Genomic DNA, 23,760 nt, shown 5'->3' with positions numbered 1-23,760 from the left:
GGGACTCATTCCGACGCCAGCGCGACCACCGGGTCGAGGCGCGCGGCCTTGCGTGCGGGCAGGTAGCCGAAGATCAGGCCGGTGGCGAATGCGCAGCCGAAGGCGAGGAGGACCGGCGACAGCGAATACTGGATCGGCGTGTCGAAGGCCGCGATGATCGCCGCGGCGCCGAGCCCGACGCCGACGCCGATGAGTCCTCCGAGCGCGGAGACGACCAGCGCCTCGATCAGAAACTGCTGCAGGATGTTGCGCATGCGCGCCCCGGTCGCCATGCGGATGCCGATCTCGCGCGTGCGCTCCGTCACGGACACCAGCATGATGTTCATCACTCCGATGCCGCCGACCAGCAGCGAAATCGCCGCCACCGTGCCGAGCAGCACCGTCAGCGTGTTCTGGGTTTCGGTGGCGCTCGCGATGATCGAGGCCATGTTGCGGATCTGGAAGTCCTCGACGCCGCTATGGCGCGCCTGCAGCAGGGCGCGGACCTCTTCCTGCGTCTCGTCGATGCGGTTGACGTCTTCCACCGCGACGATCGCGCTGCGCAGGAAGCGTTGTCCGGTCAGGCGCAGGCTGCCCGTCGTGAAGGGGACGAAGATCACGTCGTCCTGGTCCGAGCCCCACGGCGTTGCCCCCATCGGACCCATCACGCCGATCACCTGGAACACGAGGTTGTTGACGATCATGTAGGCGCCAACCGGATCGTCGTCGCCGAACAGCGCCTTGGCGACGGTCTCGCCAAGCACGGCGACCGCGGCATAGCGGCGCTCGTCCTCGGCGCTGAAGAAGGTCCCGCGCGCGACCGGCCAATTGCGGGCGAGCGGGTAGTCGGCGCCCGTCACCTCCGCCGAGGTGCGCTGGTCGGCGCCCCCGTAGCGGACCGTGACGCCGGTGTTTTGATCGGGAACGGCGGTGAGCACGTTCGGCAAGTCGCGCAGCGCACGCACGTCATCGACCACGAGCGTCGCCGGCGTGTCCCGCCCGCGCTGATTGGGCGCGCCGGGGCGTACGGTCAGCAAGTTCGTGCCCATCGAGCTGATGCGATCGACGACATCGCGCTTGGCGCCATCGCCGATCGCCAGCATCGCGATCACCGCCGCGACGCCGATCACGATGCCGAGCAGGGTCAGTGCCGCGCGGAAGATGTTGGTGCGTAGCGCCCGTAAGGCCGTGCGCGCCGCTTCGATGACGTCGGACAGGGGAGAGGTGCGGTCGATGTGGGGCGCGAAGTCCGGCTCCGGGCCGCTGCGCGGAAGGGGACCGGGGTCGGCAATGATGTTGCCGTCGCGGATCTCGATGATGCGCTGCGCCTGCTCGGCGACTTCGCGCTCGTGCGTGATCAGGATGATCGTGTGCCCGTCGGCCGAGAGCTTGCGCAGCATCTGCATGACCTCCGCGCCGCTGCGGCTGTCGAGCGCGCCCGTCGGCTCGTCGGCGAGGATCACGCGGCCGCCGTTCATCAGCGCACGGGCGATCGATACGCGCTGTTGCTGTCCGCCCGAGAGCTGATTCGGACGATGCTCACAACGCGATTCGAGTCCCAGCATCGTCAGCAGCGAGATCGCGCGGGCGTGGCGCTCCGCCGGCGGCATGCCGCAATACACGGCCGGGACTTCGACGTTTTCGCGCGCGCTCGCGCCGGCGATCAGGTTGTAGCTCTGGAAGACGAAGCCGAAAGTCTCGCGCCGCAGCTGCGCGAGTTCGTCGCGATCCAGCCGCGACACGTCCTGGCCCATGAAACGGTAGGTGCCTCCCGTCGGTCGGTCGAGGCAGCCCAGCACGTTCATCAGCGTCGACTTGCCCGAGCCCGAGCTGCCGACGATCGCGACGAACTCGCCGGGGTAGATTCTCAGGTCGATGTCGTGCAGAACCTCGACGGCGATCTCGCCGTTGTAGAAGGTCTTCCTGACCCCCGAGAGTTCGATCAGCGGCAGGTCCGCCGAGCGTTCATGCAGCGGCGCGACGGCGGCTCCGATGTGCGGTTCGGCTTTCATATGCGTGGTTGGCGCCGCGGCGCCTGGCCAGTCCCCTTGTCGGGGAGCGCGATGCTCGACAGCACGCGTTCGCCTTCGTCGAGCCCGGACAAGACCTGCGCACCGATGCGGCTGGTGACGCCGATCTCGATCTGACGGTCCTCCAGCGTGCCGTCCTCGCGCGCGACCTTGACCAACACCTTGCGCGAGCCGCCCGCCGCCGATCCGTCCGCTGTGGGCTTCTTCGGACGCGGAGACGGCCCGCCTGCGCTGCCGCCTTCGCCGGCAGCGCGCGCCTTCGTCCGTTCCGCCCGCGCCGTCGCGATCGCGGACATCGGAATCTGCAGCGTGTCCTTCACCGACGCGACGACGAAGAACACCTGCGCCGTCATCTGTGTCATCAGCGCGTGGTCCGCGTTGTCCACGTCGAACAGCGCGTTGTAGAGCACCACGTTGTTCTGCACGACCGGTGTGGGCTCGATCTTGCGCAGCTTGCCCGACCAGCGCTTGTTGTTGCTGCCGAGTGTCGTGAAGTAGACGTCCATCCCCAGGCGTAGCCGCGACACGTCCGCTTCCGAGACCTGCGTCTGCACGGTCATCGTCGACAGGTCCGCGACGCGCAGGATCACCGGCGCCTGCTGGCTCGCGATCAAGGTCTGGCCCTGGCGCGCCGTCACCGACACCACGGTTCCGGCGAGCGGCGCGTAGATCCGTGCGTAGTTCAGGTTCGCCTCGTCGGCCCGCAGGTTCGATTCGGTCTGGTCGATCTGCGCCTTCAAGGCCGCGACCTGGGCCTCGGCCGACTGCAGCGTCGCTTCGGCGTTCTGCAGCGCGTCTCTGCTGGTGGCGTCCTCGGCCATCAGGTTGCGTTGGCGCGTCAGCTGCGCCGTCGCGAGCGTGCGGCTCGCCTCACGGTCGAGCAACTGCGCGCGCAGGTTGCGCAGCTGCGCATGGGTCGCGTCGACCTTGCTCTGCAACACGATCGGGTCGATCTCCGCCAGCAGCTCGCCGGACTTCACCTCCGAGCCGACATCGACGTGGATCTTCTTCAGCTGCCCCGAAACCTGGGCACCGACATCAACGTAGTCGCGCGGCTGCAACGTGCCGGTCGCCGTGACCACGTCCTCGAGGTCGCCTCGCGTCACATTCGTGAACTGGTAGCGCGCGGACTCGTCCGGCGCCGCGAAGTACTTCGACCACACGAAGTAGCCGCCACCTCCCAGCACTGCGACGGTGGTCAGGGCGAGCAGCGCGCTGCGCCAGCGGCGGCGCGGTCGGGGCGCGAGGGGACGGGTCATGTCGAGAAATCAGGACGATAGTAGGGTATTGAGCGGCAGTGTCGCGCGGGACGTCGAACTTGGCAAATGGATATCCGCGCGCGTGTTCGGCGCGTGCAGGCGCAAGCCTGATCGATCGTCACGACGCGAAGAATAGGCGAAGCCTCACAGCTGGTTTGTATCGTAATGCAGCCGCGGGTTCCCGGGCGGGAGGGGCGGCCGGGCGCGATACCCGGCCGCGGGCGTCAGCGTTCGGGGACGGTGACGAAGCCGATCTTCTGGATGCCGGCGGTTTTCGCCGCGGACATCACCTCGGCGAGCTTCTGGTAGCGCGTTTCGCGGTCGGCACGCAGATGGAGCTCCGGTTGCACGCTCGCGGCGGCAGCGGTCGAAAGCCGCGTCGCCAGTTCGCCGTCGGCGATCGGCTGGTCGTTCCAGAACATCTTGCCGGCCCCGTCGATCGCCAGCGTGATCGTCTCGGGCTTCTCGTTGCTCGCCTGGCTCGCTGCCGCGGGCAGATCGATCTTGACCGCATGCGTGAGCAAGGGGGCCGTGATCATGAACACGATCAGCAGCACCAGCATTACGTCGATCAGCGGGACCATGTTGATGTCGGCGAGGGGCGCCGAATGCCCCTCGGAATTGAATCCGCCGAAGGCCATTACGCCGCTCCCGCACTGCGCAGATTCAGCGGCGATGAAGGCGCCGCGCCGCGCGGCGCGTCTCCGGCCGGCGCGCTGGCGAGGCGGGTGCCGGTCGTGAACCACGCATGCAGGTCGTGTGCGAAGGCGTCGAGTTCCGACAGCTCCAGCCGGTTCGCGCGCGTGAAGGTGTTGTAGGCGAGCACCGCCGGAATCGCGACGAAGAGACCGAACGCGGTCATGATGAGCGCTTCGCCGACTGGTCCGGCGACCTTGTCGAGGGTTGCTGCGCCGGAGGTGCTGATACCAATCAGCGCGTGATAGATGCCCCATACGGTGCCGAAGAGGCCGACGAAGGGCGCCGTCGAGCCGATCGACGCGAGCACCGTCAGGCCCGATTCGAGCTGCGCCGTGGACAGCGCGATGGACTTGCGCAAGGCACGCGTCACGAACTCGTCCGCATCCAGCTTGCCGCCCAGCGTTTCGCTATGCGTGTGACGACGCAGATGTTCCGCCGCGGCGGCCCCCTGTCGGGCAAGCGCCTCGAAAGGCGAGCCTGCGGCCGTGCGCGACAGCTGCGACAGTCCGTCGTCGAGGTTGGGCGCATTCCAGAACCCTTCCACTGCGTTGTCGAAGCGACGGGCGCGCAGCTGCCGTGCGGCGCGTACGGCGATCAAGTACCAGCTCGCCACGGACATGGTCACGAGCAGGAGCGCGACGAGCTTGATGACCAGGTCCGACTGGCCCCACAGGTGGGAAAGGCCGAAGTTGTCGGTGAGCATTGTTCAGTTTCCTTCGAGTTTGAAGATGATCGGTACGATGACCCCGGCCTCCACGGCGTGGCCGTCCTGCTTGGCGGGCACGAAGCGCCAGCGCTGCACCGCCTCGCGCGCCGCCTGGTCGAGTCGTCCGGAACCGGAACTTTCCGCCACCTCGACCCTCGCAGGCAAGCCCTCGGCGGTGACCTGCACCCGCAGCATCACCTTGCCTTCCTCGCGCATGCGTCGCGACAGCGGCGGGTAGGCCGGGGCCGGGTTGTTCAAGTAGGCCGCGTCGAAGCGCACCGGCGTGACCGGAGCGGGTGCAGGGGCTGCGACCGGAGCAGGTTTGGCCGGTGTCACGGGCTCCGCCGCCGGCGCGGCCCGAGTTTCGGCCGGCACTGGGGGCTGCACCGGAGCCGGTGCGGCCACTGCCGTCGGCGATTCGATCCGCGGCGTCGAGGATGGCGCTGCCCGGCGAGGCGGTGGCGCGACTTTCTTCTGTGGCGCCGGCTTTTCAGGGGCGGGATGTGGCTTCGGAGGCGGCGCCTCCAGCGGCATCGGTTTCGGCAATTCGATCAGCGTTGCGGTGATGGTCGGCGGAGCCGGGGGCGCGGGCGCGGTGACGACCTGCGAAAGGAGGGCAAGACCCGCGACGTGTGCGAGACCGACTCCGAGCAACACGATCCGACGTTCCCACCGCGACACGACTTGCCGCGGCGTCGGTGGACGCCCCGGGGCGGCCGGCACGTTCGCATGGCGCCGCGGGGAGGGTGCCATCTGCGTCGTGGCTTGGACGGCGGGTGGAAGTGCCTGCAAGGCGGGCGTTGAGGCCATGGATGGGATGTGGCCGTTTCAGCGCAGCAACTGATCGAGCAGGAGCGCGGCGAGTACCAGGTAAGTCGTTACGCTGCCGACCGCGAAGGCGACGCCCCGGGACGGCGGATAGGAGTTGAGGCGGGAGGTGGGCGAAAGCTGCATTCTGGCCAGTTCTCCTGGACTGAGGGGCTGGCTGGTTCTGCGGAAGAACGGGCTGGCTGGGTGGTCAAAGGGACGTCCGGCGCTGACGCCGGACGTCGTGTTGCGATGGCTTCAGCTCGATTCACCCATCTGCGACTGCAGGTAGTTTTGCAGGCCGACCTTGTCGACCAGTTCGAGCTGGGTTTCGAGGTAATCGATATGCTCTTCGGTATCCTCGAGCAGTTCTTCGAAGAGCTCCCGCGAGACATAGTCCTTACAGGACTCGCAGTACGCGATCGCCTCGATCAGATCGGCCCGTGCACCCGATTCGAGCTTCAGGTCACCCTGCAGGCACTCCGGCACGTTTTCGCCGATCAGCAGTTTGTTCAGGTTCTGCAGGTTCGGGAGTCCTTCGAGGAACAGCACGCGCTCGATCAGCTTGTCGGCGTGCTTCATTTCCTCGATCGACTCTTCGTACTCGTGGTGTCCGAGCCGACCCAGCCCCCAGTTCTTGTACATGCGGGCATGGAGGAAATACTGGTTGATCGCGGTGAGTTCGTTGGTGAGCTGCTTGTTGAGGTATTGAAGGACTTTCTTATCGCCTTTCATACGGCCTCCGCGGCAAACGAGAACGAGGGCGCGAACGCCGCTACTGCCGGCGTTGCGTTCGATGTCTGCTCTTCGATAGCCGAGCGCAGGCAGTCGCGCGCGCAGCTTGCGCACCGACCGCATTCACCGGCCACGCCCAGGCGCTCGCGCAACTGACGCAGGGTCGATGCTCCCTCGCGAACAGCCTGTCCAATGTGGCGCTCGGTTACCGCGTTACAAACGCAGACGTACATAGTCTAGCCTCGATCTCTCGATTTACCGTGGAAATGACTTGCCTACTTCGTGAGGATCAGTTTCCCGGCGCGTGTTGCGCGCAGGAAGTACTGCGTGCCGCGATGCTCGATCGCAATGCTGCTGCGCCCTTGCAGCAGGCGCACGCTCGGGATTGCCGATTCTTCCGTCTCCGGGCGCAGCGCGCCTGCAGTCGGATCCCGGCTTTCGTCGAGCTTGGCTCCCAGCGGAAAGGTTGCGAGCTTCATTGCGGTCGATATAGCGAATAGGAATGATTCGCATTACAACATCGACTGCTTGAACGGTCAACCCTCCTGTGATGTGATCTCGTCACACGATTCATCAAAGATCGTCACATCCGGCGGTCCCCACTAAACATGCGCCTGCGAACCCAGGCCGGAGCTTCATCGATGACTCTCGATTCCAAGGATTCCTACGTGTTCGAACCGGCGCCGCGCGCCGCCGTGCCGGTCGTCGGCGGCGGGCTGTTTCCCGTGCGCCGCGTCTTCTGCATCGCCCGCAACTACGCCGCCCATGCGCGGGAAATGGGCGGAGACCCGAGCCGCGAAGCGCCGTTCTTCTTCACCAAGCCGGCGGACGCCATACTGCCGATCAAGACGGGAGAGGTCGGGGAATTTCCCTATCCGCAAGCGAGCCAGGACGTCCACCATGAGCTGGAGCTCGTCGTCGCGCTCGGCGCCGGAGGGGTCGATCTGTCCCCGGAGGAGGCCGCGAAGTGCATCTGGGGATACGCCGTGGGCCTCGACATGACGCGTCGCGACCTGCAGGCGGAAGCCAAGGCGAAGGGACGGCCGTGGGATATCGCCAAGGCCTTCGATGCCTCGGCGCCGATCTCGCCTATCGTGCCGGCCGCCGGCGAAGTGCTGCGGGCGGGCGAAATCCGCCTCGACGTGAACGGCGCGCTTCGTCAGCGCGGCGATCTGGCGGACATGATCTGGTCGATTCCCGAGATCATTGCTTTCTTCTCGCGCTACTACTGTCTACAGCCCGGCGACCTGATCTTCACCGGCACACCGGAAGGCGTCGGCCCGGTCGCGATCGGCGACCGTCTGCACGGCGCGGTTGGCGGCGTCGGCGCGTTCGACCTGACGGTCGTGCCGCGCTGATCGCGCAGCGAACTGCGGCTCAGGGCAGGCGCAGCAGGATCCTCACCCGCGAATCGGCCTCCGACGCGGGCAGATAGCCGATCAGATTCGGCCGCACGGCCAGCCACTGGCGTAACTGGGCGACGTCTGCCGCCTCCACGGGGGGCAACGCGCGTCCGGTGAATACCATGCGCGACCAGTGGGCGCGGATCTGGATCGGATTCTTGCCGGTGAGCTTCAGGTAGAACTCGTCACGAACGGGGCCGGTCGGCAAGTCCGCGATCGCGAGCGCGAGCCCGTCAGGAAGGCTATGGGCGCGACCCAGGTAGAACTGTTCGACCTGTTCGCGCGTGAGTTCGTGCACATTGCTTTGCGCGCCAGCGACGACCACGATCTGGGCGAGTGCGGGCGCCGCCGACAGGAGCAGGCAGCACAAGCAACCGAGCGCGAGCAGAGCCTTGCATCTTCTGAGCATCGCCGGGCCTCAGAAACTCAGGTCCAGCGACAGGCTGAACGTCGTCAGCGACTCGCCGCCGATCACGCGCGGCGTGTCGACCGGTCGGGGGAAATAGGATCCCCACGAATCCCGGTCGGGCCGTGCATGCGATATCTCGGCTTTCAGTGCCGCGTGAGAGGCGAGATCCCAGCGCGTGCCGATCGTCAGGCTGTGTTGGGCATTATTGCGGGACGTCAGGAAGCGCTCCCAGGCGGCTGCGAAACGGCCGGGCGGAATATTCGCCTCGGCGAACTGGCGGTCCAGCGACTGCCGGGCCCAGGTCACATAGGGCATCACGTTGCCGAAGCGTCGGCCGAGGCTGAGATACCAGCCGTGAGCGCTCACCACGTAGCGGTCAGCGTGACGATGCGCGTATTCACCGACGAACTGCCAGGTCCCGTCGTCCCACTGCGCGCCGATCGAATTGAAACTCGTTCGACCGTCGGTGCCGGCGAGATCATCGATCGCGTCCTGTTGGCCGATCGCTCGCAACGCGGCCGCGATGGCGTGGAAATTGGCGTCGCCTCGCTCCAGTGTGAAGCGCCCATCGCCGTGGCCGAGATGCAGCGAATAGTCGCCCTGCGTCAGCACCACATTGACGCCCGCGGTCTCCTTGAGTCGAGCCTTGCCTTGCGGGAAATGGATCTCGCCGCGGCCGACATAGGGGTGGATCTCCGCATCGAGTTCGCCGATCCGCGTGTGATAGATCAGGTCGACGCCGTCCAGATCGTTGAACGGATTGAGGCCGTACACCTCGACCGGCGGCCGGACCCACATGTTCGCGTAATTGATGTACAGCGAATCCGACAGCATGAAGAACGGCACCCGCAGCCGTCCGATGCGCATTGACAGTCCTGGCGCCAGCGTCTGACGCAGGAAGGCCAGCGTGACGCGCGGATCCTCCTTCTCGGCGCCGTCCTCACGCGCAACGACCTGCACGGTCACGTCGTTGTACTCGGTCAGGCGCAAGCTTCCCTGAAGTCCGAGCAGCGTATCGGGGCTGAAATCGGGGTCCTTGTTGCCGGGGAAATTGACGCCGTTGCGCGTGAACCAGACGTCCTTGTTGTCCGTCGTCACGGCGCCCAGGGTGCCGAATCCGGACAGCTCGAGCCGGGGCGGGGCGGGCGAGTCGTCCGCGTGCGCGGCGCTCACTCCGCAAATCGTTGCCGCAATGAGTACGACACTCTGCAAAATCCGCTTCATCGGCCCTCTCTCAGGGTCATGCTGCCGCCTCCGCGCCGGTCGCCTTTCCAAATAGAAGTTTTTCTACGGCCGCGTCGTCGAGCGGCTTCGAGAACAGGTAGCCCTGTCCGTAGTCGCAGCCCATTTCTCGCAGCAGGTTGGCCTGCGTCCGCGTTTCGATGCATTCGGCAACGACGAGCATGCCGAGATCGTGGGCGAGCTCGATGCTCCGCGCAACGATGGTGCGCAGCCGTTCGTCGTTCTCGAGCGAGCGCACGAAGGAGCCGTCGAGCTTGACGACGTCGCAGGGGATCGTGTGCAGATAACTGAGCGCCGAATAGCCCGTGCCGAAATCGTCGATCAGCACCGACATCCCCGCGTTCCGCAAGCGCTCCAGGATCTGCGAAGCCGGGCCCTCCGGCTGGGCGAGCACGCTTTCGGTAACCTCGAAGCGCAGCATGTCGGGTGGCAAACCGTGCTGCGCGATCTCGGCGATGATTTCGCCTGCGAGATCGGGGCGTGCGAACTGGGTCGCCGAAAGATTGACGCTCACGCGTGGTACCGCAGCGTTGCCCGCGAGGCGCTGCCACAGCAGGATGCGCTCGCAGGCGCGCTTGAGCACCAGCATGTCCAGTTCATGGATCAAGCCGATGGCCTCGGCAAGTGGGATGAAGATGTTCGGAGGCAGCATGCCTTGCGTCGGATGCCGCCATCTCACGAGCGCTTCGAAGCTGCTGATGCTGCCATCCTCGAGCGAGACGATGGGCTGGAAATGAACCGTCAGGTCCTGCTCGCGCAAGGCCGTGCGCAGGTCGCCTTCGAGGCGCAGGCTCTGTACGGCCTGCTCGTGCATCGATGTGTGGAAGATCGCTACCGCGTCTTCGCCGCGCTTGCGGGTCCGCTGCAGCGCGTTGTCCGCATCGCGCAGCATCGTCTCGGCCGAGCAGGTTTCCGTGTAGTCGGCGCTCAGCGACACGCCGATGCGATACTTGGGATACAGGACCTGGCCGGCGACACTGGTCGGTTCCGCCAGCTTTTCGCGCAACGCCTCGCCGAGGCGCAGCGCTTCGGCAGGATTCTCGATGCGGTTGAGCAGCAGTGCGAACTGGTCCCCGCCGACACGGGCCACGATGTCGCCCTGCCGCAGCGTTTCGCTGATCGTCTGCGCGACATGGCGCAGAAGCTCGTCGCCGGCGGCGTGCCCGAAGCTGTCGTTGACGAGCCGGAAGCGCTGCAGGTTGATCGCCAACACGGCGAAGTTCTGCGAGTCGGCGTGCTGTTGCTGTGCGAGGGCGCTGCGGACATGCTCCAGGAACAGGGCGCGGTTCGGCAGATTGGTGAGCCCGTCGTGCAGCGCATCGTACTGTAGGCGCATCTCGGCGAGCTTGTGCAGGTGGACGTCGCTGATCGATCCGGCCATCCGGAATGCCCGACCATCCGCGCCGCGCAGCGCCACGCCCCGTTTCATCACCCAGCGGAAGCTGCCGTCGCGCTGGCGCGCCCGATACTCGCAACGGAACTGGGCGCTGTATCCCTTCAAATGCTCGATCAGGATGCTGCGGTAATTGCGCAGGTCGTCCGGATGGATGTTACCCGTGACGTCGCTCGGGGCATGGTAGTCGCGCTCGGTCGGCAGGCCCGCGATCTCGGCGCAGCGGGGCGAGCAATAGACTTGGTCGGCCGCGATGTCCCAGTCCCACAGGCCGTCGTTGGCGCCCTGGATCGCGAGCTCGTAGCGCTGCTCGCTTTCGCGCAACTGTGTCGCCGCCTGCTGCAGTTCGCCGACGCGATCCTGCAGATTCGCTGCCATCATGTTGAAGCGTCGCGCCAGCCGCGCGAGTTCGTCGTCGCCCTCTTCGGGCAGGCGATGGTCGAGGCGCCCGGCAGCGATCGCCTCGCTGCCGGCGAGCAGGCGCGTGAGGTTGCGCGTCAGCAGGTAGCCAATGCCCGACAGCAGGACGAAGGTGAGCAGGATTTCCGCGACCGCGATCGCGGCCCCTTGTTCGGTGATCGCCCGGCGCGCTCCGGAGAGGGCCGACACCGAGATGCCGAACTGCATGAAGCCGACCGTGTTGCGGTCCAGAAGGAGCGGACGCCGGACATGGAAGAGGTCGCTCGTGGCGCTGCGGGTGGTTCCGTTGTCGACCTCGGGGATCTGATGCATCTCGGGCATACCCGCGCTGACCAGGATGCGGCCGTCGGGTGAGGCGATCCTGACGTAGACGAGGCCCTCGTCGCCCTCGGACAGCAACTCGCCGAGGACGTCCTGCAGCGCACCGAAGCCGCCGTTGTCGGCGTAGGCCGCCGCCATCGCATGGAGCATCGTCGCGTTCTGGCTCGTCAGTGTCGCGATGCTGGCGCCGATCGCGTCGTTCATCAGGCGCACGCTGTTCGCGAGCAGCAGCGTCAATAGCAGCACCTGCACCACGGTGCTGGCGAGTAACAGGCGGATGCGGATCGAGGTACGGGGTAAGAGCCGTTTCACTTTGCGTTTTCGACGTGCTGCGTTCTCAGCGTCGCGTGAGCCGCTTTACGCCTGGGGCCGCGTCGATGCGGCCTTCGCCGGCAAATGCCTCGACGTTGTCGACGATACGGTCGGGGTCGTACAGGTAGTTCACCATCACGCCCCACGACTGCGCCAATCCCTTGTCGGACGCGTCGGCAAGCCAGTTCAGGCGTTCGACGCGGGCGCCGTTTCCGAGATGGAAGCGTGCGACGGAGTCGAGCGGCTGCATGTCGCGTTTGGCCTGCAGCAGATAGGTCGCCGTCGCTTTCAGCAGCGGCGCGCGCAGTGCTGCCGACAGCGCCGCATCGTGCGTCCAGTCGGTGCTTCCGCCGAGCACGGCTTTGAGGCCCGCCGATTCCGGACCCTCGATACCGGCTGCCGCCAGGCGTTCCCAGTCCGCCTCAGCGAATAGCGCCAACACTTCGTCCGGATTCTTAGTCGCCCAGCGCACGAGGCCCGGGATCGGAGACAAGGTGGCGAAGGTCGTCAATTGCGGGAAGTCGCGCTGCAGATCGTCGACCACCCGCTTCAGCAGGAAATTGCCGAAGGAGACGCCGCGTAGGCCGGCCTGCGTCGCGCTGATCGAATAGAAGATCGCCGTCGTGGCGCGAGCGACGTCGTTGGCCGGGGCATTCTCGTCGAGCAGCTTCTGCACGTTGTCCGCGAGGTCGTCGAGCAGCGCGACTTCGACGAAGATCAGCGGTTCGAGCGGCATGCGCGGATGGAAGAACGCATAGCAGCGCCGATCGGAGCCCAGGCGGTTCTTCAGGTCGCGCCAGGAGCGGATCTCGTGCACCGCCTCGTACTTGACGATCTTCTCGAGCAGCGCTGCCGGCGAGTTCCACGTGACGCGCGACAGCTCGAGGAATCCGACGTCGAACCACGCGGTCAGGCGCGCTTCGAGTTCACGATCGAGCGCCTTCAACTCTTTGTCGTGTTCGAGGAAGCGCAGCAGGTCCGAGCGCAGGTCGACGAGAAACTTGACGCCCTGGGGGATCGCGTTGAACTGCGTGAGAATGCGGATGCGCGAGGAGCGCATCGCCGCGCGCAGATTCGCCTCGGCATCCCACTGCCGCTCGGTGCCGACCGCCGCCTGATAGGCGTCATGGGCCTTCGCCACGCGCTTCGGATCCGGCCCGAACTCGAGCGCAATCATGCGCAGGAACGCAAGGCGTCCCGCTTCGTCGAGCTTCAGGTAGGTGTCGGCGAGGCGTGCGGCACGCAGGCGCGTCGAAACCTCGCCTCCGCGATTCTCGGCGCATTCGTGAAGCTGACGCCTGACGCGCTCAAGTTGTTTTTCGGTCGGTTCGCTACGGCGCCCGGTGGCATTGGCGACAATCTCGCGAACTCGGGAGAGGCTACGCGAAACCAGTCCGGACGCCATCTACTGTCTCCTGCGATTTTCTCATCCGCATCCTGCCAGAAATGAAGCCATCATGTTGCGCAATATTGCACGACGCTTCCGAAGCTGATGCCTCGCGTGCGATATTTTTCCTTATTTTGCAAATGCTTCCGTACGACGAGCGATCGCCAGTAGCCATATCCCTGTAATAATCATGGGTATGCACAACCATTGAGCCGTCGACAATCCGAGTGACAGCGTCCCAAAGATCCCCGGGTCGGGGGTGCGGAAGAACTCGGCGGCAAAACGCAGCACGCCGTACCCGAGCAGGAATGCCGCCGACACCGCTCGTATCGGCCTCGGCTGGCTCGCGTACAACCACAACAGCACGAACAGCAGCAGTCCTTCGCCCGCGGCCTGGTAAAGCTGCGACGGGTGGCGGGGCAGATTGTCGACCCACGGGAAGATCATCGCCCATGGCACATCGGACTCGACCGGCCGTCCCCACAGCTCGCCGTTGATAAAATTGCCGATGCGCCCTGCGGCGAGGCCGGTGGGCACGAGCGGCGCGACGAAGTCGGTCACTTCCCAGAAGCTCTTTCCGAATTTGCGTCCGAAAAGCCACATTGCGACCAGGACGCCGAGGAAGCCGCCGTGGAAACTCATTCCGCCCTTCCAGATGGCAAGGATTTCGGCCGGATGGGTGAAGTAGTAGCCGGGCTGGAAGAACAGCACTTCGCCGAGGCGCCCGCCCAGGACGACGCCGACCATGCCGTAGAGCAGCAGGTCGTCGATCTGCTGCGGCGTCCATCCGAGTTCGGGCCGCCGTTTGGCATGGAGGCGTCCGAGGACGGTGAACAGTACGAACGCGACGAGGTACATCAGCCCGTACCAGCGTACCGAAAGCGGGCCGATGGACAGGGCGACGGGATCGAATTGCGGATGGATCAGCATGGCGGTTGCGGCAACCGCCGTCAGCTGAACTGGGCGCGGAACTCGTCGAACTCGCGACGCAGCGTGTCGAGTTCGTCGCGCAGCCGCCGCACTTCCTCTTCGAGTTCGGCATTGCGTGAGCGCGACCCGGGCGTGCCAGGGCTCGCGGCGTCGGCCAGCGCGGCAAATGCCGCCGCTCCGCCGAGAAGGTGCCCGTAGCGGGTTTCCTTCGTGCCGGGAGCGCGCGGCAGCGCGTCGGCCATCGGCGGGTATTTCTCGGTCAGATGTTCGAGGACCTTTTCGACCGCGGCGATATCGTCGAAGCGGTACATGCGTTCGGCGCGCTGGCGGATTTCGCCGGCAGTCTGAGCGCCGCGCAGCAGCAGCACGCCCAGCACCGCCTGCTCGGCCGGCGGCAGCGAATGGCGCAGGCGCACGAGGTGTTCGTACTTGGCCACGCGCGCGCTTGCCGTATCGCGCCGCGAAACGAGTTTGCGCCCCATCAGGCTGTCGACGGCCGCCTGAACTTCATCGTCGCTCAGATTCATCACCGGGTCGCGCCCGGTCAGCTGGTTGCAGCCGGTGACGATGGCATTGAGCGACAAGGGGTAGGTGTCGGGCGTGACGAAGGCTTTTTCGATCAGTACGCCGAGCACCCGGATTTCCATCGGGTTGAGGTCGAAGCCATCGCTGGCGGAGTCGGAGGACGTCGGTTCGGTCATCGGTCTGCGTGAATCGAAGCATGAGGCTGAGCGGCAATGATAGCCGACTCCCCCGTGTTCCTTCGGTTAGAATCGACAAACCTGATCGAACTGGCACCGCGCCCGCTGGCCGGCGCCGCATCTGCAGAGTCGAGGATTCCATGCCCCAATACCGTTCCCGCACCTCCACCGCCGGTCGCAACATGGCAGGCGCGCGCGCCTTGTGGCGCGCCACCGGCATGAAGGACGGCGATTTTGAAAAGCCGATCATCGCCGTCGTCAATAGCTTCACGCAGTTCGTGCCCGGCCACGTGCATCTGAAGGATCTCGGCCAGCTGGTAGCGCGCGAGATCGAGGCTGCGGGCGGCGTGGCGAAGGAATTCAACACGATCGCCGTCGATGACGGCATCGCGATGGGGCACGGCGGAATGCTGTATTCGCTGCCCTCGCGCGAGCTGATCGCGGACAGCGTCGAGTACATGGTCAATGCCCACACCGCCGACGCGATGGTGTGCATCTCGAACTGCGACAAGATCACCCCTGGGATGCTGATGGCGGCGCTACGCCTCAACATCCCGGCGATCTTCGTCTCCGGCGGCCCGATGGAGGCCGGGAAGGTCAAGTGGGAAGCGAAGGTGATCTCGCTCGACCTCGTCGATGCGATGGTCAAGGCTGCCGACAGCCACTGTTCCGACGAGGAAGTTGACGCGGTCGAACGTTCGGCCTGTCCGACCTGCGGCTCCTGCTCCGGCATGTTCACCGCCAACTCGATGAACTGCCTCACCGAAGCGCTGGGCCTGTCGCTGCCGGGCAACGGCACCGTGCTCGCCACCCATGCGGATCGCGAACAGCTCTTCCGCAGGGCCGGGCGCACGATCGTCGACATGGCGCGCCGCTATTACGAGAAGGACGACGTGTCGGTGCTGCCGCGCTCGATCGCGAGCTTCAAATCCTTCGAAAACGCGATCAGTCTCGACGTCGCGATGGGCGGCTCGACCAACACCGTGCTGCACCTGCTGGCGGCCGCTCGCGAAGCCGGTGTCGATTTCACGATGAAGGACATCGACCGCATCTCGCGCAAGGTGCCCTGCCTGTGCAAGGTCGCTCCGGCGATCGCCGACGTGCACATCGAGGACGTCCACCGCGCCGGCGGCATCATGGGCATCCTCGGCGAATTGAACCGTGCGGGTCTGCTGCACGCCGAGGGGCCGACTGTGCACAGCAAGACCCTCAACGAGGCCATCGCCCACTGGGATGTCATGCAGGCGCACGACAACAGCGTGTTCGACTTCTTCAAGGCGGCGCCCGGCGGCGTGCCGACGCAGGTCGCGTTCTCGCAGAACCGTCGCTGGAACGAGCTCGACATGGATCGCTCACACGGCGTCATCCGCGACCGCGAGAACGCCTTCAGCCAGGACGGCGGCCTCGCGGTACTGTACGGCAACATCGCCGAGAAGGGCTGCATCGTGAAGACGGCGGGTGTCGACGAATCGATCTGGAAGTTCTCCGGGCGCGCCCGCGTGTTCGAGAGCCAGGAAGACGCCGTCGAGGGCATCCTCGCCGACAAGATCGTCGCCGGTGACGTCGTCGTGATCCGCTACGAAGGGCCGAAGGGTGGTCCGGGCATGCAGGAAATGCTCTATCCGACGAGCTACCTGAAGTCGAAAGGCCTCGGGAAGTCCTGCGCGCTGCTGACCGACGGCCGCTTCTCCGGCGGCACGTCCGGCCTGTCCATCGGCCACGCATCCCCCGAAGCCGCCTGCGGCGGCGCGATCGCACTCGTCGAGGAGGGTGACACGATCGAGATCGACATCCCGAACCGTCGCATTCACCTCGCGGTCTCCGACGCGGAGCTCGCGAAGCGTCGTGCCGCGATGGACGCCAAGGGCGACAAGGCATGGAAGCCGGCGAGCCGCCAGCGCGTGGTTTCGGCCGCGCTGCAGGCCTATGCCGCGCTGACGACGAGCGCCGACACCGGCGCCGTCCGCGACGTCACGCAGTTGCAGCGTTGATGGCGCTTCGCGTTATGATGACGTCCTGAAAGGTCTCGCGCGCGGATAGGGAGTCAAATGTTCGGCTGGTTGAAGCGTCTCATCGGCGGCGAACCCCCGGTTTCCCCGGGGGCGTCCGGCATGGGCGGCGCGGTCCTGGCCGAGCCGCCGGAAGTCGAGGCACCGACCCAGATCCCTGCGCCGCTTCCCGAGGTCATCGCCGCGGCGCCCGCGCCCGCGGATCCGGCGTTGGCGCTCCTGTGCCGCGAGGAAATCCTCGATCGCGACCAGAACGCCGTCGGCCAGGCCTTCGAACTGCGTGAGGACATGGCCGGTCGTGTGCGCGCGTCCGGGCGACGCGCGCGCGATTTCATGAACGAGTTGCTGGTCGATCAGATCGACCGCTACGGCCGTGGCGCTGCCCTTCGGAGCCGCCAGGTGTGCCTGCGCGTGTGGGATGGCTTTCTCGGCAATCCCGCACTCAAGCGACTGAAAGGGCTCAATGCGACGCTGCTCGTGCAGCCGGAACTCGCGATGCGCGCGGCGTCTGCGGAGACGGTGGAAAATGCGCGTCGTTTGCGCGAGAGCGGGCTGCGGATCGCGCTCGACCATGCCGAGCTGGGGGCGTGGCTCGAAAGCATGCTGCCCGTCGCGGATGCGGCTGTGTTCCGCATGGGTTTGTGTGCCCCGGAGGAAGTTTCCCTCTTTGCCCGTGGCGTTCAGCGGCTGAAGCCGGGCGTGCATGTGTGGGCTTGGGAAGTGGGAACTCAGGACGATTTCGAACTCGCCCGCAGTGTCGGTTGCATGACTTTTTCCGGCGGCTTCGTGACGCGTCGCGAAGACTGGAAAGGCAACAGCCTGTCGCCGCATGGCCTGCGCCTCGCGTCGCTGCTCAATCGTCTGCGCAGCGGGGTGGAGACGCGCGAGATCGCCGAAATTCTCAAGCACGACCTCGCGCTCGCTTACCGGCTACTGCGCTATGTGAACGCGGCGGCATGGGGACTCAACCATCGCATCACGTCCGTCGAGCAAGCCATCGTGGTGCTCGGGCAGCAACCGCTGGAACGTTGGGTGTCGATGATGCTGATGGGCTGTCATCACGCACCCGGCGAAGCCGTCGTGATGGAAGAGGCGCTCGTCCGCGCTCGCTTCCTCGAGCTGGTCGGAGCCCTGCGTGGCGCGCATGATCCGGCCGCGCAGCTCTTCGTGCTGGGCCTGTTCTCGATGCTCGACGTCGCCTTGCAGATGCCGCTGGAGGACGCGATCAAGCCGCTCAAATTGTCGGAGGCGATGCAGGACGCATTGTTGCACCGCCGCGGCCCGATGGCTCCGTACCTCGAATTGGTACTCGCCTTCGAGCGTGGCGACTCCGAACGCGTCCAGTCCTTCGCGCAGGTGCTGGGCGTCGACGTGGGTGAACTCAACCGCCTGCAGTTCGAGGCGCTTGACTGGGTCCAGGCGGCCGAATCCTGATCGCATTCCGGCATATGCGTCCCCGCCTTGACCCATTGGCGGGCGACCTCTACCATCCGCCGAATGGACGCAGAACTCTATAAGCTCGAGAACCAGATCGAACAGTTGATCGGTCTCTACGAAACCTGCAAGGCGGACGGCCGGGAGTTGCGCGCGCGCCTTGCGCGCCTGGAGGCCGAGAACCGCGTGCTGGCTGACAAGGTCAGGCTGGCGACATCCAGGCTCGAGAGTGTGCTCGAGCAATTGCCGGAATCCTGAAATGCCAAGCGACACTCTCGATATCACCCTTTTGGGCAAGGCATATTCCGTTGCTTGTCGGCCGGAAGACAAGGACGGCCTGCTCGCTGCGGTCGCATTTTTGGACGAGAAGCTCAACAGTCTTGCCAGTCGGACGGGTTCGTCCGGAGAGAAGCTGGCTGTCATGACCGCTTTAAATATTGCCCACGAGTTTTTGCAGTTTCAGCGTGCCGGCGGGTTTGACATGCAGGCCGCAAAGCGTAGAATCGGGCTTGTAAACGCACGCCTCGATGGGATTCTCGCACAGCAGGAAAAGCTGTTTTAACAAGCACTTGCGTGTGGGTTGGGGTGCGGGCAAGGTCAATCCCCGCTGTGTCGTCGAAGTCGTAGATTCCTTGGACCAATGTCGAAAGACTTGGTCGCGGACCAAATGCCGCAGGTGTGCACGCCCCTAGCCGGGTGAGCCTGATGCGGAAGGAAAGCGACCTCCCTGAACCCTAGGTTCAGGATGCCGGCGGAGGCGACACAGGGGGGGCCAGTTGAGAAGGCGCGGATTCCGGTCCGCGCCTTTTTTTGTTTTTGGAGTGGCTGCCGAATGACGTTCGACGTGTGGTGGCTGAGCTATCTCGTGCTCGGCGGATTCGTGGGATTTTTTGCCGGCCTTCTCGGCGTGGGGGGCGGCGGCATGATGGTGCCGGTACTGACGTCGCTGTTCGTCGCCCAGGGCATGCCCAAGGACAATGTTGTACACGTCGCGCTCGGCACCTCGATGGCCGCCATCGTGCTGACTTCCTTGTCTAGCCTGCGCGCGCATCACAGCCACGGCGCCGTGCGCTGGGATGTTGTCCGGTACATCGCGCCGGGCGTCATCGTCGGCACTTTCCTCGCGACCTTCATCGCTTCGCGTCTGCCGACGAAGCCGCTCGCGATCTTCTTCGCGTGCTTCATGGCCTACGTTTCCTTGCAGATGCTCGCAAACATCAAGCCCAAGCCCTCGCGCGAGCTGCCCGGCCCGGTGGGCATGAGTGCCGTGGGCGCAGGTATCGGCGGTGTTTCCGCGCTGGTCGCGATCGGCGGCGGTTCGCTGTCCGTGCCATTCATGACGTGGTGCAACGTCAAGGTGCATCACGCGATCGGCACCTCCGCGGCGATCGGTCTGCCGATCGCGCTCGCCGGGACGGCGGGATATTTGATCAATGGTTTCGGCCATACCGACGTGCCGCCCTACAGCATCGGTTACATCTACCTGCCCGCACTGGTGTTGGTGAGCCTGGTGAGCACCGTTGTCGCGCCCTTCGGCGCGCGGCTCGCACACCAACTGCCGGTGGCGACGCTGAAGAAGATCTTCGCCGGCGTGCTGATGGTGCTGTGTGCGAAGATGCTGCATGCCATCTTCTTTTGACCGATTGGAGGTTCGACGATGAGCTCGAGCATGTGGCTCGCGTTTCTGGCGGCGGCTGTCGTGATCGCCGTGTCTCCCGGGCCGGGAGCAGTCCTGAGCATGGCGACGGGCTTGCGCCACGGTTACCCGGTTGCCTTGCGGGCGATCGCGGGCCTGCAGACTGCGCTGGTGATCCAGCTTGCCGTGGTGGGCTTGGGGCTCGGCGCCGTGCTGGCAGCGTCGAGCGTGGCATTCACGTTGCTCAAGCTCGCCGGCGCGGCCTATCTGATCTGGCTGGGCGTCAAGAAATGGCGCTCGCCGGCGGTGGCGAACGGGGACGCGGCCGAGGTGGCTGCAGGCGCTCCGGGCAGCCCTTATATACAGGGCCTGTTCGTTAACCTGAGCAATCCGAAGGCGATCGTCTTCATGGTCGCCCTGGTGCCCCAGTTCATCGATCCTGCCGCGCCGCAACTGCTGCAGTTCGCGATCATCGCACTGACGATGTCCACCGTGGATACGCTCGTTATGTCGGGCTACGCGCTCCTCGCGGGACGTTGCCGCGGTTGGCTGAGCAACCCACGAGCGCTCCGTGCGCAGAACCGCGTCTTCGGCGGCATGTTCGTCGCGGCAGGCTCCCTGCTCGCCGCGTCATCGCGCTGATCGTCGTCGGGCCGTGCTTCAGTTGGCGGCGAGGGCGCCGACGAGCGTGCGAAGGTTGTAGCGCATCATCTCCAGGTAGGTCTTCGCCGGGCCGTCCGGGCCCGACAAGGCGTCCGAATACAGCGTGCCGCCCATCTGCGCGCCGCTTTCCTTCTGGATGCGCGAAATCAGCCGTGGATCGCTGATGTTCTCGACGAACACGGCTGGCACCTTTTCCTGGCGCAGCTGACGGATCAGCTTCGCGACGCCGGAGGCGGACGGTTCGGACTGGTTGCTGATCCCCGCGGGGGCGAGAAAGCGGATGCCGTAGGCGTGGGCGAAGTAGCCGAACGCGTCGTGCGAGCTCACGACCTTACGCCGTTCGGGCGGAATGCGCGCGAGCGTGCCGCGGATTTCGTCATCCAGGGTCTTCAGCTCTGCGATGTAGCGCTTGCTGTTGTCGCGGTAGGTCGCCGCGCCGGCCGGGTCGATCTGGGCGAGCGCGTCGGCGATGTTGGCGACATAGCGCTGGGCGCGGGTCGCATCCTGCCAGGCGTGGGGATCGACCGTGTCGTGACGCTCCCCGTGCACCGGTGCATCCGCTTGCTCGTCCGGTGCCGCGATCGGTTCGATGCCGGTGCTTGCGACCAGCACGCGCCCCTTGTATCCGGCGGTCTGCGCCAGGCGCTCGAGCCAGGGATCGAAGCCCAGCCCGCTGGCAACGGCGAGCTGGGCTGAACGCAGCTTGCGGGCGTCAGAGGGACGGGGTTCGAAGTTGTGCGCATCTTCGCCGGGGCCGACGAGCGTGGTGACATGCACGCGCTCGCCGCCGACCTGGCGCACGAGATCCCCGAGGATGCTGAAGCTCACGACGATTTCGAGCGGCGCAGCAAGCGCGTTGAACGGAATCAGCGCAAGGGTGAGCGCCGCTCCGAGGACAAGACGGAGAAGTGACATGGAGTGGGCTGTGTCAGGATTCGAAATGGGGACGACGGTCGAGCCGGGAGCCGAGCATCCCGCCCGGCGCGAGGGCGAGTGAAGCGATGTAAACGAGGCCGGTCACCAGGATGATCGACGGGCCCGCCGGGACGTCGAGATGGAAGGACACCAGCAGGCCACTGACGCCGCTGACGAGCGCGATGAGGACGGCCAGTCCGATCATCGCGGGCAGCTGGCGCACCCATAAGCGTGCTGCTGCCGCTGGCAGGATCATGATGCCGACCGCCATCAGCGTGCCGAGCGCATGGAATCCGCTGACGAGATTGAGGACCACCAGCACCAGGAAGCCGTAGTGCGCGATCGGGCTGGCGGCCGACACGCCCCGCAGGAAGGCGGAGTCGAAGCATTCCAGCACGAGCGGACGGTAGAGCAGCGCCAGCGCAAGGAGGCTCAGCGTGGAAATGCTGCTGATCAGCATGAGGGAATTGTCGTCGAGCGCGAGCACGGAGCCGAAGAGCACGTGCAGCAGGTCGAGATTGCGTCCCCGCAGCGACACGATCATGACGCCGGTGGCGATCGAGAGCAGGTAGAAGGCGGCGAGGCTCGTGTCCTCCTTCAGGATCGACGAGCGTGCGACGAGTCCGGCCGCGAGCGCGACGACGAGTCCGGCAATGATCCCGCCGATGGTCATCGCGCCGAGCGACAGCCCAAACGCGAGGTAGCCCAGCGCCGCGCCCGGCAGGATCGCGTGCGCCATCGCATCGCCCATCAGGCTCATGCGCCGCAGCAGCAGAAAGACGCCGACCGGGGTGGCGCCGAAGGCAAGGGCAAGGCAGCCGGCGAGTGCGCGGCGCATGAATTCGAATTCGGTGAATGGTGTGATGAGGCTGCTCTCGATCATGCCGCCTCCGCTTCGGGTCGGTGGCAGATCGGCGCGGTGGCGTCGAACTCGCCGGCGAGTCGCCGGGCGGTGGCGAGATTCTCGGGCGTCAGCACGTCGGCTGTCGGGCCGAAGCCGAGCGGTTCGCGGGCGAGCAGCAGGCATTCGGGGAAGTGGCGGCGGACGAGTTCGAGATCGTGCAGCACGGCGAGGATCGTACGCCCTTCGGCGTGCCAGCCGAGCACCAGCGTGATCAGATCCTCGGTCGTGCGGGCGTCGATCGCGTTGAAGGGCTCATCGAGCAGGAGCAGCTCAGCGTCCTGAAGCATCATCCGGGCGAAGCGCGCACGCTGCAGTTGCCCGCCGGACAGGGCGCCGATCTGCCGCCTTTCGAAGCCGGACAGCCCGACCGCGGCGAGTGCCGCACGGACACGCTCGGCCTGCTGCCGGCTCAGGCTGCGGAACGGGCCGATTTCGCGCCACAGCCCCATCGAGACCATGTCGAACACCGAGACGGGGAAACTGCGGTCGAGTTCGCTTTGTTGCGGAAGATAAGCGATGCCGCCGGGGCCCGTGTCGAGCCGGTAGCCGCCTTGCAGGGGCGGCAGTTCGCCGGTGAGGGCCTTGAACAGTGTCGACTTGCCGGCTCCGTTCGGGCCCACGACGGCAACCAGGGAGCCGCGCGCGACGATGCAGTTGAGATGGTGCACGGCCGGGTGCCGATCGTAGCCGATGGTGAGATTTTCCAGGCGCAGGACGGGGCTGTGTGGCTTCATGCGAGTGCCCATCCGACGATGATCCACAGCAGCGTGGCGGCTGCGGCGGCGACGGCGATACGGGCGCCGGCGCCCAGGACGAGTGCTGTCGCCGGGAAGGGGGGCGCGGCGTCGGAACCGTGCCGTAAGGCGGCGGAGGGAGCAGTGTGCGCGTGCGGCTGGGTATGCGCGTGTGCGTGCAGATGTCCTCCATGCGCATCGTGCTGATGCATCGGGATCGGAGGACGGTGGCTGATGGGGGGCATATCGGGGGTCCGTTGCCTAGTGGCAATCATTTGTTGTTGTGGGGGCTCAGGCTTGACTGGCCCGCGTCCGCCCGCAATCGGCGCAGGTGCCGTGGATGACGAGTTCGGCGCGTTCGGTGCGGAAGCCTTCAGGTAACCGGACGCTTTCGTCGGGCGGGATCGATTCCAGGCAAACGACGTGGCCGCAGCGGTTGCAATGGAAGTGCGCATGCTCGCCGCCGGCATTGCGGCCTGCCTTGAAGCGGCGAGCCCGGTCCGGACCGATGACGCGGTGGGCGAGTTCGTGTTCGACCAGCCAGTCGAGGATGCGGTAGACGGTGACGCGGTCGTACGGTAGGTCGCCGGCTGCCAGCGCGGCGGCGATCTCGTCGTGATTCAGAGAACGATCGCTGGTCTGCAACACATCCAGCACCGCGACACGCGTGCGCGTGACGCGGCCGCCGCGCGCTGCGATCAGCTCGGCGGCAGCATTGAGTGTGTGGGGAGC

Annotated in this window: 27 protein-coding genes; 7 read left to right on the top strand and 20 right to left on the bottom strand. The window is 65.9% G+C overall.

The genetic code is table 11. The features are described 5' to 3' along the window. Nucleotides 1-5 precede the first annotated feature (5 nt). The 9 genes from VJ673_RS04555 to hemP form a co-directional block, all read right to left on the bottom strand. Nucleotides 6-1,991 carry a MacB family efflux pump subunit gene (locus VJ673_RS04555; protein ID WP_324124854.1) on the bottom strand — a complete coding sequence of 662 codons (1,986 nt, stop codon included), beginning with the start codon at nt 1,989-1,991 and terminating at the stop codon, nt 6-8. Continuing rightward, complete coding sequence (locus tag VJ673_RS04550; RefSeq protein WP_324124853.1) at nt 1,988-3,268, bottom strand: efflux RND transporter periplasmic adaptor subunit; 1,281 nt, start codon at nt 3,266-3,268, stop codon at nt 1,988-1,990. Before VJ673_RS04550 ends, VJ673_RS04555 begins: the two co-directional genes overlap by 4 nt. 224 nt (nt 3,269-3,492) lie before the next feature. Beyond that, on the bottom strand, nt 3,493-3,909 hold the full coding sequence (locus tag VJ673_RS04545) for an ExbD/TolR family protein (RefSeq protein WP_324124852.1): 417 nt from the start codon (nt 3,907-3,909) through the stop codon (nt 3,493-3,495). Beyond that, a complete protein-coding gene (locus tag VJ673_RS04540; protein WP_324124851.1) occupies nt 3,909-4,670 on the bottom strand; it encodes a MotA/TolQ/ExbB proton channel family protein in 762 nt (253 codons plus the stop codon). Before VJ673_RS04540 ends, VJ673_RS04545 begins: the two co-directional genes overlap by 1 nt. A 3-nt stretch (nt 4,671-4,673) precedes the next feature. After that, nucleotides 4,674-5,330: an energy transducer TonB gene (locus tag VJ673_RS04535; protein ID WP_324124850.1), complete on the bottom strand. Its 657-nt coding sequence runs from the start codon at nt 5,328-5,330 to the stop codon at nt 4,674-4,676. A gap of 171 nt (nt 5,331-5,501) precedes the next feature. Then, complete coding sequence (locus VJ673_RS04530) at nt 5,502-5,627, bottom strand: hypothetical protein (RefSeq protein ID WP_324124849.1); 126 nt, start codon at nt 5,625-5,627, stop codon at nt 5,502-5,504. A 111-nt stretch (nt 5,628-5,738) separates the two neighbouring features. Next, nucleotides 5,739-6,215, bottom strand: coding sequence for a bacterioferritin (bfr, locus tag VJ673_RS04525; RefSeq protein ID WP_324124848.1), 477 nt, complete (start codon nt 6,213-6,215; stop codon nt 5,739-5,741). Then, nucleotides 6,212-6,448 (bottom strand): (2Fe-2S)-binding protein, encoded by a 237-nt coding sequence (locus tag VJ673_RS04520; RefSeq protein ID WP_324124847.1) that lies wholly within the window; start codon nt 6,446-6,448, stop codon nt 6,212-6,214. The genes bfr and VJ673_RS04520 overlap by 4 nt, the downstream gene beginning before the upstream one ends. A 42-nt stretch (nt 6,449-6,490) precedes the next feature. Continuing rightward, nucleotides 6,491-6,694 (bottom strand): hemin uptake protein HemP, encoded by a 204-nt coding sequence (gene hemP, locus VJ673_RS04515; RefSeq protein ID WP_324124846.1) that lies wholly within the window; start codon nt 6,692-6,694, stop codon nt 6,491-6,493. A 162-nt stretch (nt 6,695-6,856) separates the two neighbouring features. Between hemP and VJ673_RS04510 the strand changes: the two genes are divergently transcribed. After that, nucleotides 6,857-7,573: a fumarylacetoacetate hydrolase family protein gene (locus VJ673_RS04510; RefSeq protein ID WP_324124845.1), complete on the top strand. Its 717-nt coding sequence runs from the start codon at nt 6,857-6,859 to the stop codon at nt 7,571-7,573. A 19-nt stretch (nt 7,574-7,592) separates the two neighbouring features. On the opposite strand, the gene VJ673_RS04505 is transcribed toward VJ673_RS04510, so the two are convergent. The 6 genes from VJ673_RS04505 to VJ673_RS04480 all read right to left on the bottom strand — a co-directional run bounded on the left by VJ673_RS04505 (nt 7,593) and on the right by VJ673_RS04480 (nt 14,733). Then, on the bottom strand, nt 7,593-8,027 hold the full coding sequence (locus VJ673_RS04505) for a hypothetical protein (RefSeq protein ID WP_324124844.1): 435 nt from the start codon (nt 8,025-8,027) through the stop codon (nt 7,593-7,595). A 9-nt stretch (nt 8,028-8,036) separates the two neighbouring features. Beyond that, on the bottom strand, nt 8,037-9,200 hold the full coding sequence (locus VJ673_RS04500) for a hypothetical protein (RefSeq protein ID WP_324124843.1): 1,164 nt from the start codon (nt 9,198-9,200) through the stop codon (nt 8,037-8,039). Between the two features lie 67 nt (nt 9,201-9,267). Further along, nucleotides 9,268-11,715 (bottom strand): EAL domain-containing protein, encoded by a 2,448-nt coding sequence (locus tag VJ673_RS04495; protein ID WP_324124842.1) that lies wholly within the window; start codon nt 11,713-11,715, stop codon nt 9,268-9,270. A 25-nt stretch (nt 11,716-11,740) separates the two neighbouring features. Then, nucleotides 11,741-13,120, bottom strand: coding sequence for a malonyl-CoA decarboxylase (locus tag VJ673_RS04490; RefSeq protein ID WP_324124841.1), 1,380 nt, complete (start codon nt 13,118-13,120; stop codon nt 11,741-11,743). Nucleotides 13,121-13,231: 111 nt separating this feature from the next. After that, the gene (gene lgt / locus VJ673_RS04485) at nt 13,232-14,032 is read right to left on the bottom strand and encodes a prolipoprotein diacylglyceryl transferase (RefSeq protein WP_324124840.1); all 801 of its coding nucleotides are present in this window, start codon (nt 14,030-14,032) and stop codon (nt 13,232-13,234) included. Between the two features lie 20 nt (nt 14,033-14,052). Continuing rightward, nucleotides 14,053-14,733, bottom strand: a complete 681-nt coding sequence (locus VJ673_RS04480; RefSeq protein ID WP_324124839.1) for a YceH family protein — start codon at nt 14,731-14,733, stop codon at nt 14,053-14,055. 140 nt (nt 14,734-14,873) lie between these two features. Here VJ673_RS04480 and ilvD point away from each other — a divergent pair, with 140 nt between their 5' ends. The 6 genes from ilvD (at nt 14,874) to rhtB (ending at nt 20,454) form a co-directional block, all read left to right on the top strand. Beyond that, nucleotides 14,874-16,724 carry a dihydroxy-acid dehydratase gene (gene ilvD / locus VJ673_RS04475; RefSeq protein ID WP_324124838.1) on the top strand — a complete coding sequence of 617 codons (1,851 nt, stop codon included), beginning with the start codon at nt 14,874-14,876 and terminating at the stop codon, nt 16,722-16,724. Nucleotides 16,725-16,781: 57 nt separating this feature from the next. Next, the gene (locus VJ673_RS04470) at nt 16,782-18,176 is read left to right on the top strand and encodes an EAL and HDOD domain-containing protein (protein WP_324124837.1); all 1,395 of its coding nucleotides are present in this window, start codon (nt 16,782-16,784) and stop codon (nt 18,174-18,176) included. Between the two features lie 63 nt (nt 18,177-18,239). Continuing rightward, a complete protein-coding gene (locus VJ673_RS04465) occupies nt 18,240-18,434 on the top strand; it encodes a hypothetical protein (RefSeq protein WP_324124836.1) in 195 nt (64 codons plus the stop codon). A gap of 1 nt (nt 18,435) precedes the next feature. Beyond that, the gene (locus VJ673_RS04460) at nt 18,436-18,738 is read left to right on the top strand and encodes a cell division protein ZapA (RefSeq protein WP_324124835.1); all 303 of its coding nucleotides are present in this window, start codon (nt 18,436-18,438) and stop codon (nt 18,736-18,738) included. A 270-nt stretch (nt 18,739-19,008) separates the two neighbouring features. Then, complete coding sequence (locus VJ673_RS04455) at nt 19,009-19,815, top strand: sulfite exporter TauE/SafE family protein (RefSeq protein WP_324124834.1); 807 nt, start codon at nt 19,009-19,011, stop codon at nt 19,813-19,815. An 18-nt stretch (nt 19,816-19,833) separates the two neighbouring features. Next, complete coding sequence (rhtB, locus tag VJ673_RS04450) at nt 19,834-20,454, top strand: homoserine/homoserine lactone efflux protein (RefSeq protein WP_324124833.1); 621 nt, start codon at nt 19,834-19,836, stop codon at nt 20,452-20,454. 18 nt (nt 20,455-20,472) lie between these two features. Here the strand turns inward: rhtB and VJ673_RS04445 are convergent, their stop codons facing one another. From VJ673_RS04445 to VJ673_RS04425, 5 genes are all read right to left on the bottom strand, one after another. Next, a complete protein-coding gene (locus VJ673_RS04445) occupies nt 20,473-21,390 on the bottom strand; it encodes a metal ABC transporter substrate-binding protein (protein ID WP_324124831.1) in 918 nt (305 codons plus the stop codon). A 13-nt stretch (nt 21,391-21,403) separates the two neighbouring features. After that, nucleotides 21,404-22,273 (bottom strand): metal ABC transporter permease, encoded by an 870-nt coding sequence (locus VJ673_RS04440; protein WP_324124830.1) that lies wholly within the window; start codon nt 22,271-22,273, stop codon nt 21,404-21,406. Continuing rightward, entirely contained in the window at nt 22,270-23,028 is a 759-nt protein-coding gene (gene aztA, locus VJ673_RS04435) for a zinc ABC transporter ATP-binding protein AztA (RefSeq protein ID WP_324124829.1), read from the bottom strand. Before aztA ends, VJ673_RS04440 begins: the two co-directional genes overlap by 4 nt. Continuing rightward, nucleotides 23,025-23,273: a hypothetical protein gene (locus VJ673_RS04430; RefSeq protein WP_324124828.1), complete on the bottom strand. Its 249-nt coding sequence runs from the start codon at nt 23,271-23,273 to the stop codon at nt 23,025-23,027. The genes aztA and VJ673_RS04430 overlap by 4 nt, the downstream gene beginning before the upstream one ends. Nucleotides 23,274-23,319: 46 nt before the next feature. Continuing rightward, the coding region (locus tag VJ673_RS04425; protein WP_324124827.1) for a Fur family transcriptional regulator at nt 23,320-23,760 on the bottom strand (441 nt) is incomplete at its 5' end.

It is taken from the genome of Aromatoleum sp., from assembly GCF_035254505.1.
GTDB lineage: Bacteria > Pseudomonadota > Gammaproteobacteria > Burkholderiales > Rhodocyclaceae > Aromatoleum.
This window is presented reverse-complemented; position numbering and strand designations above follow the sequence as displayed.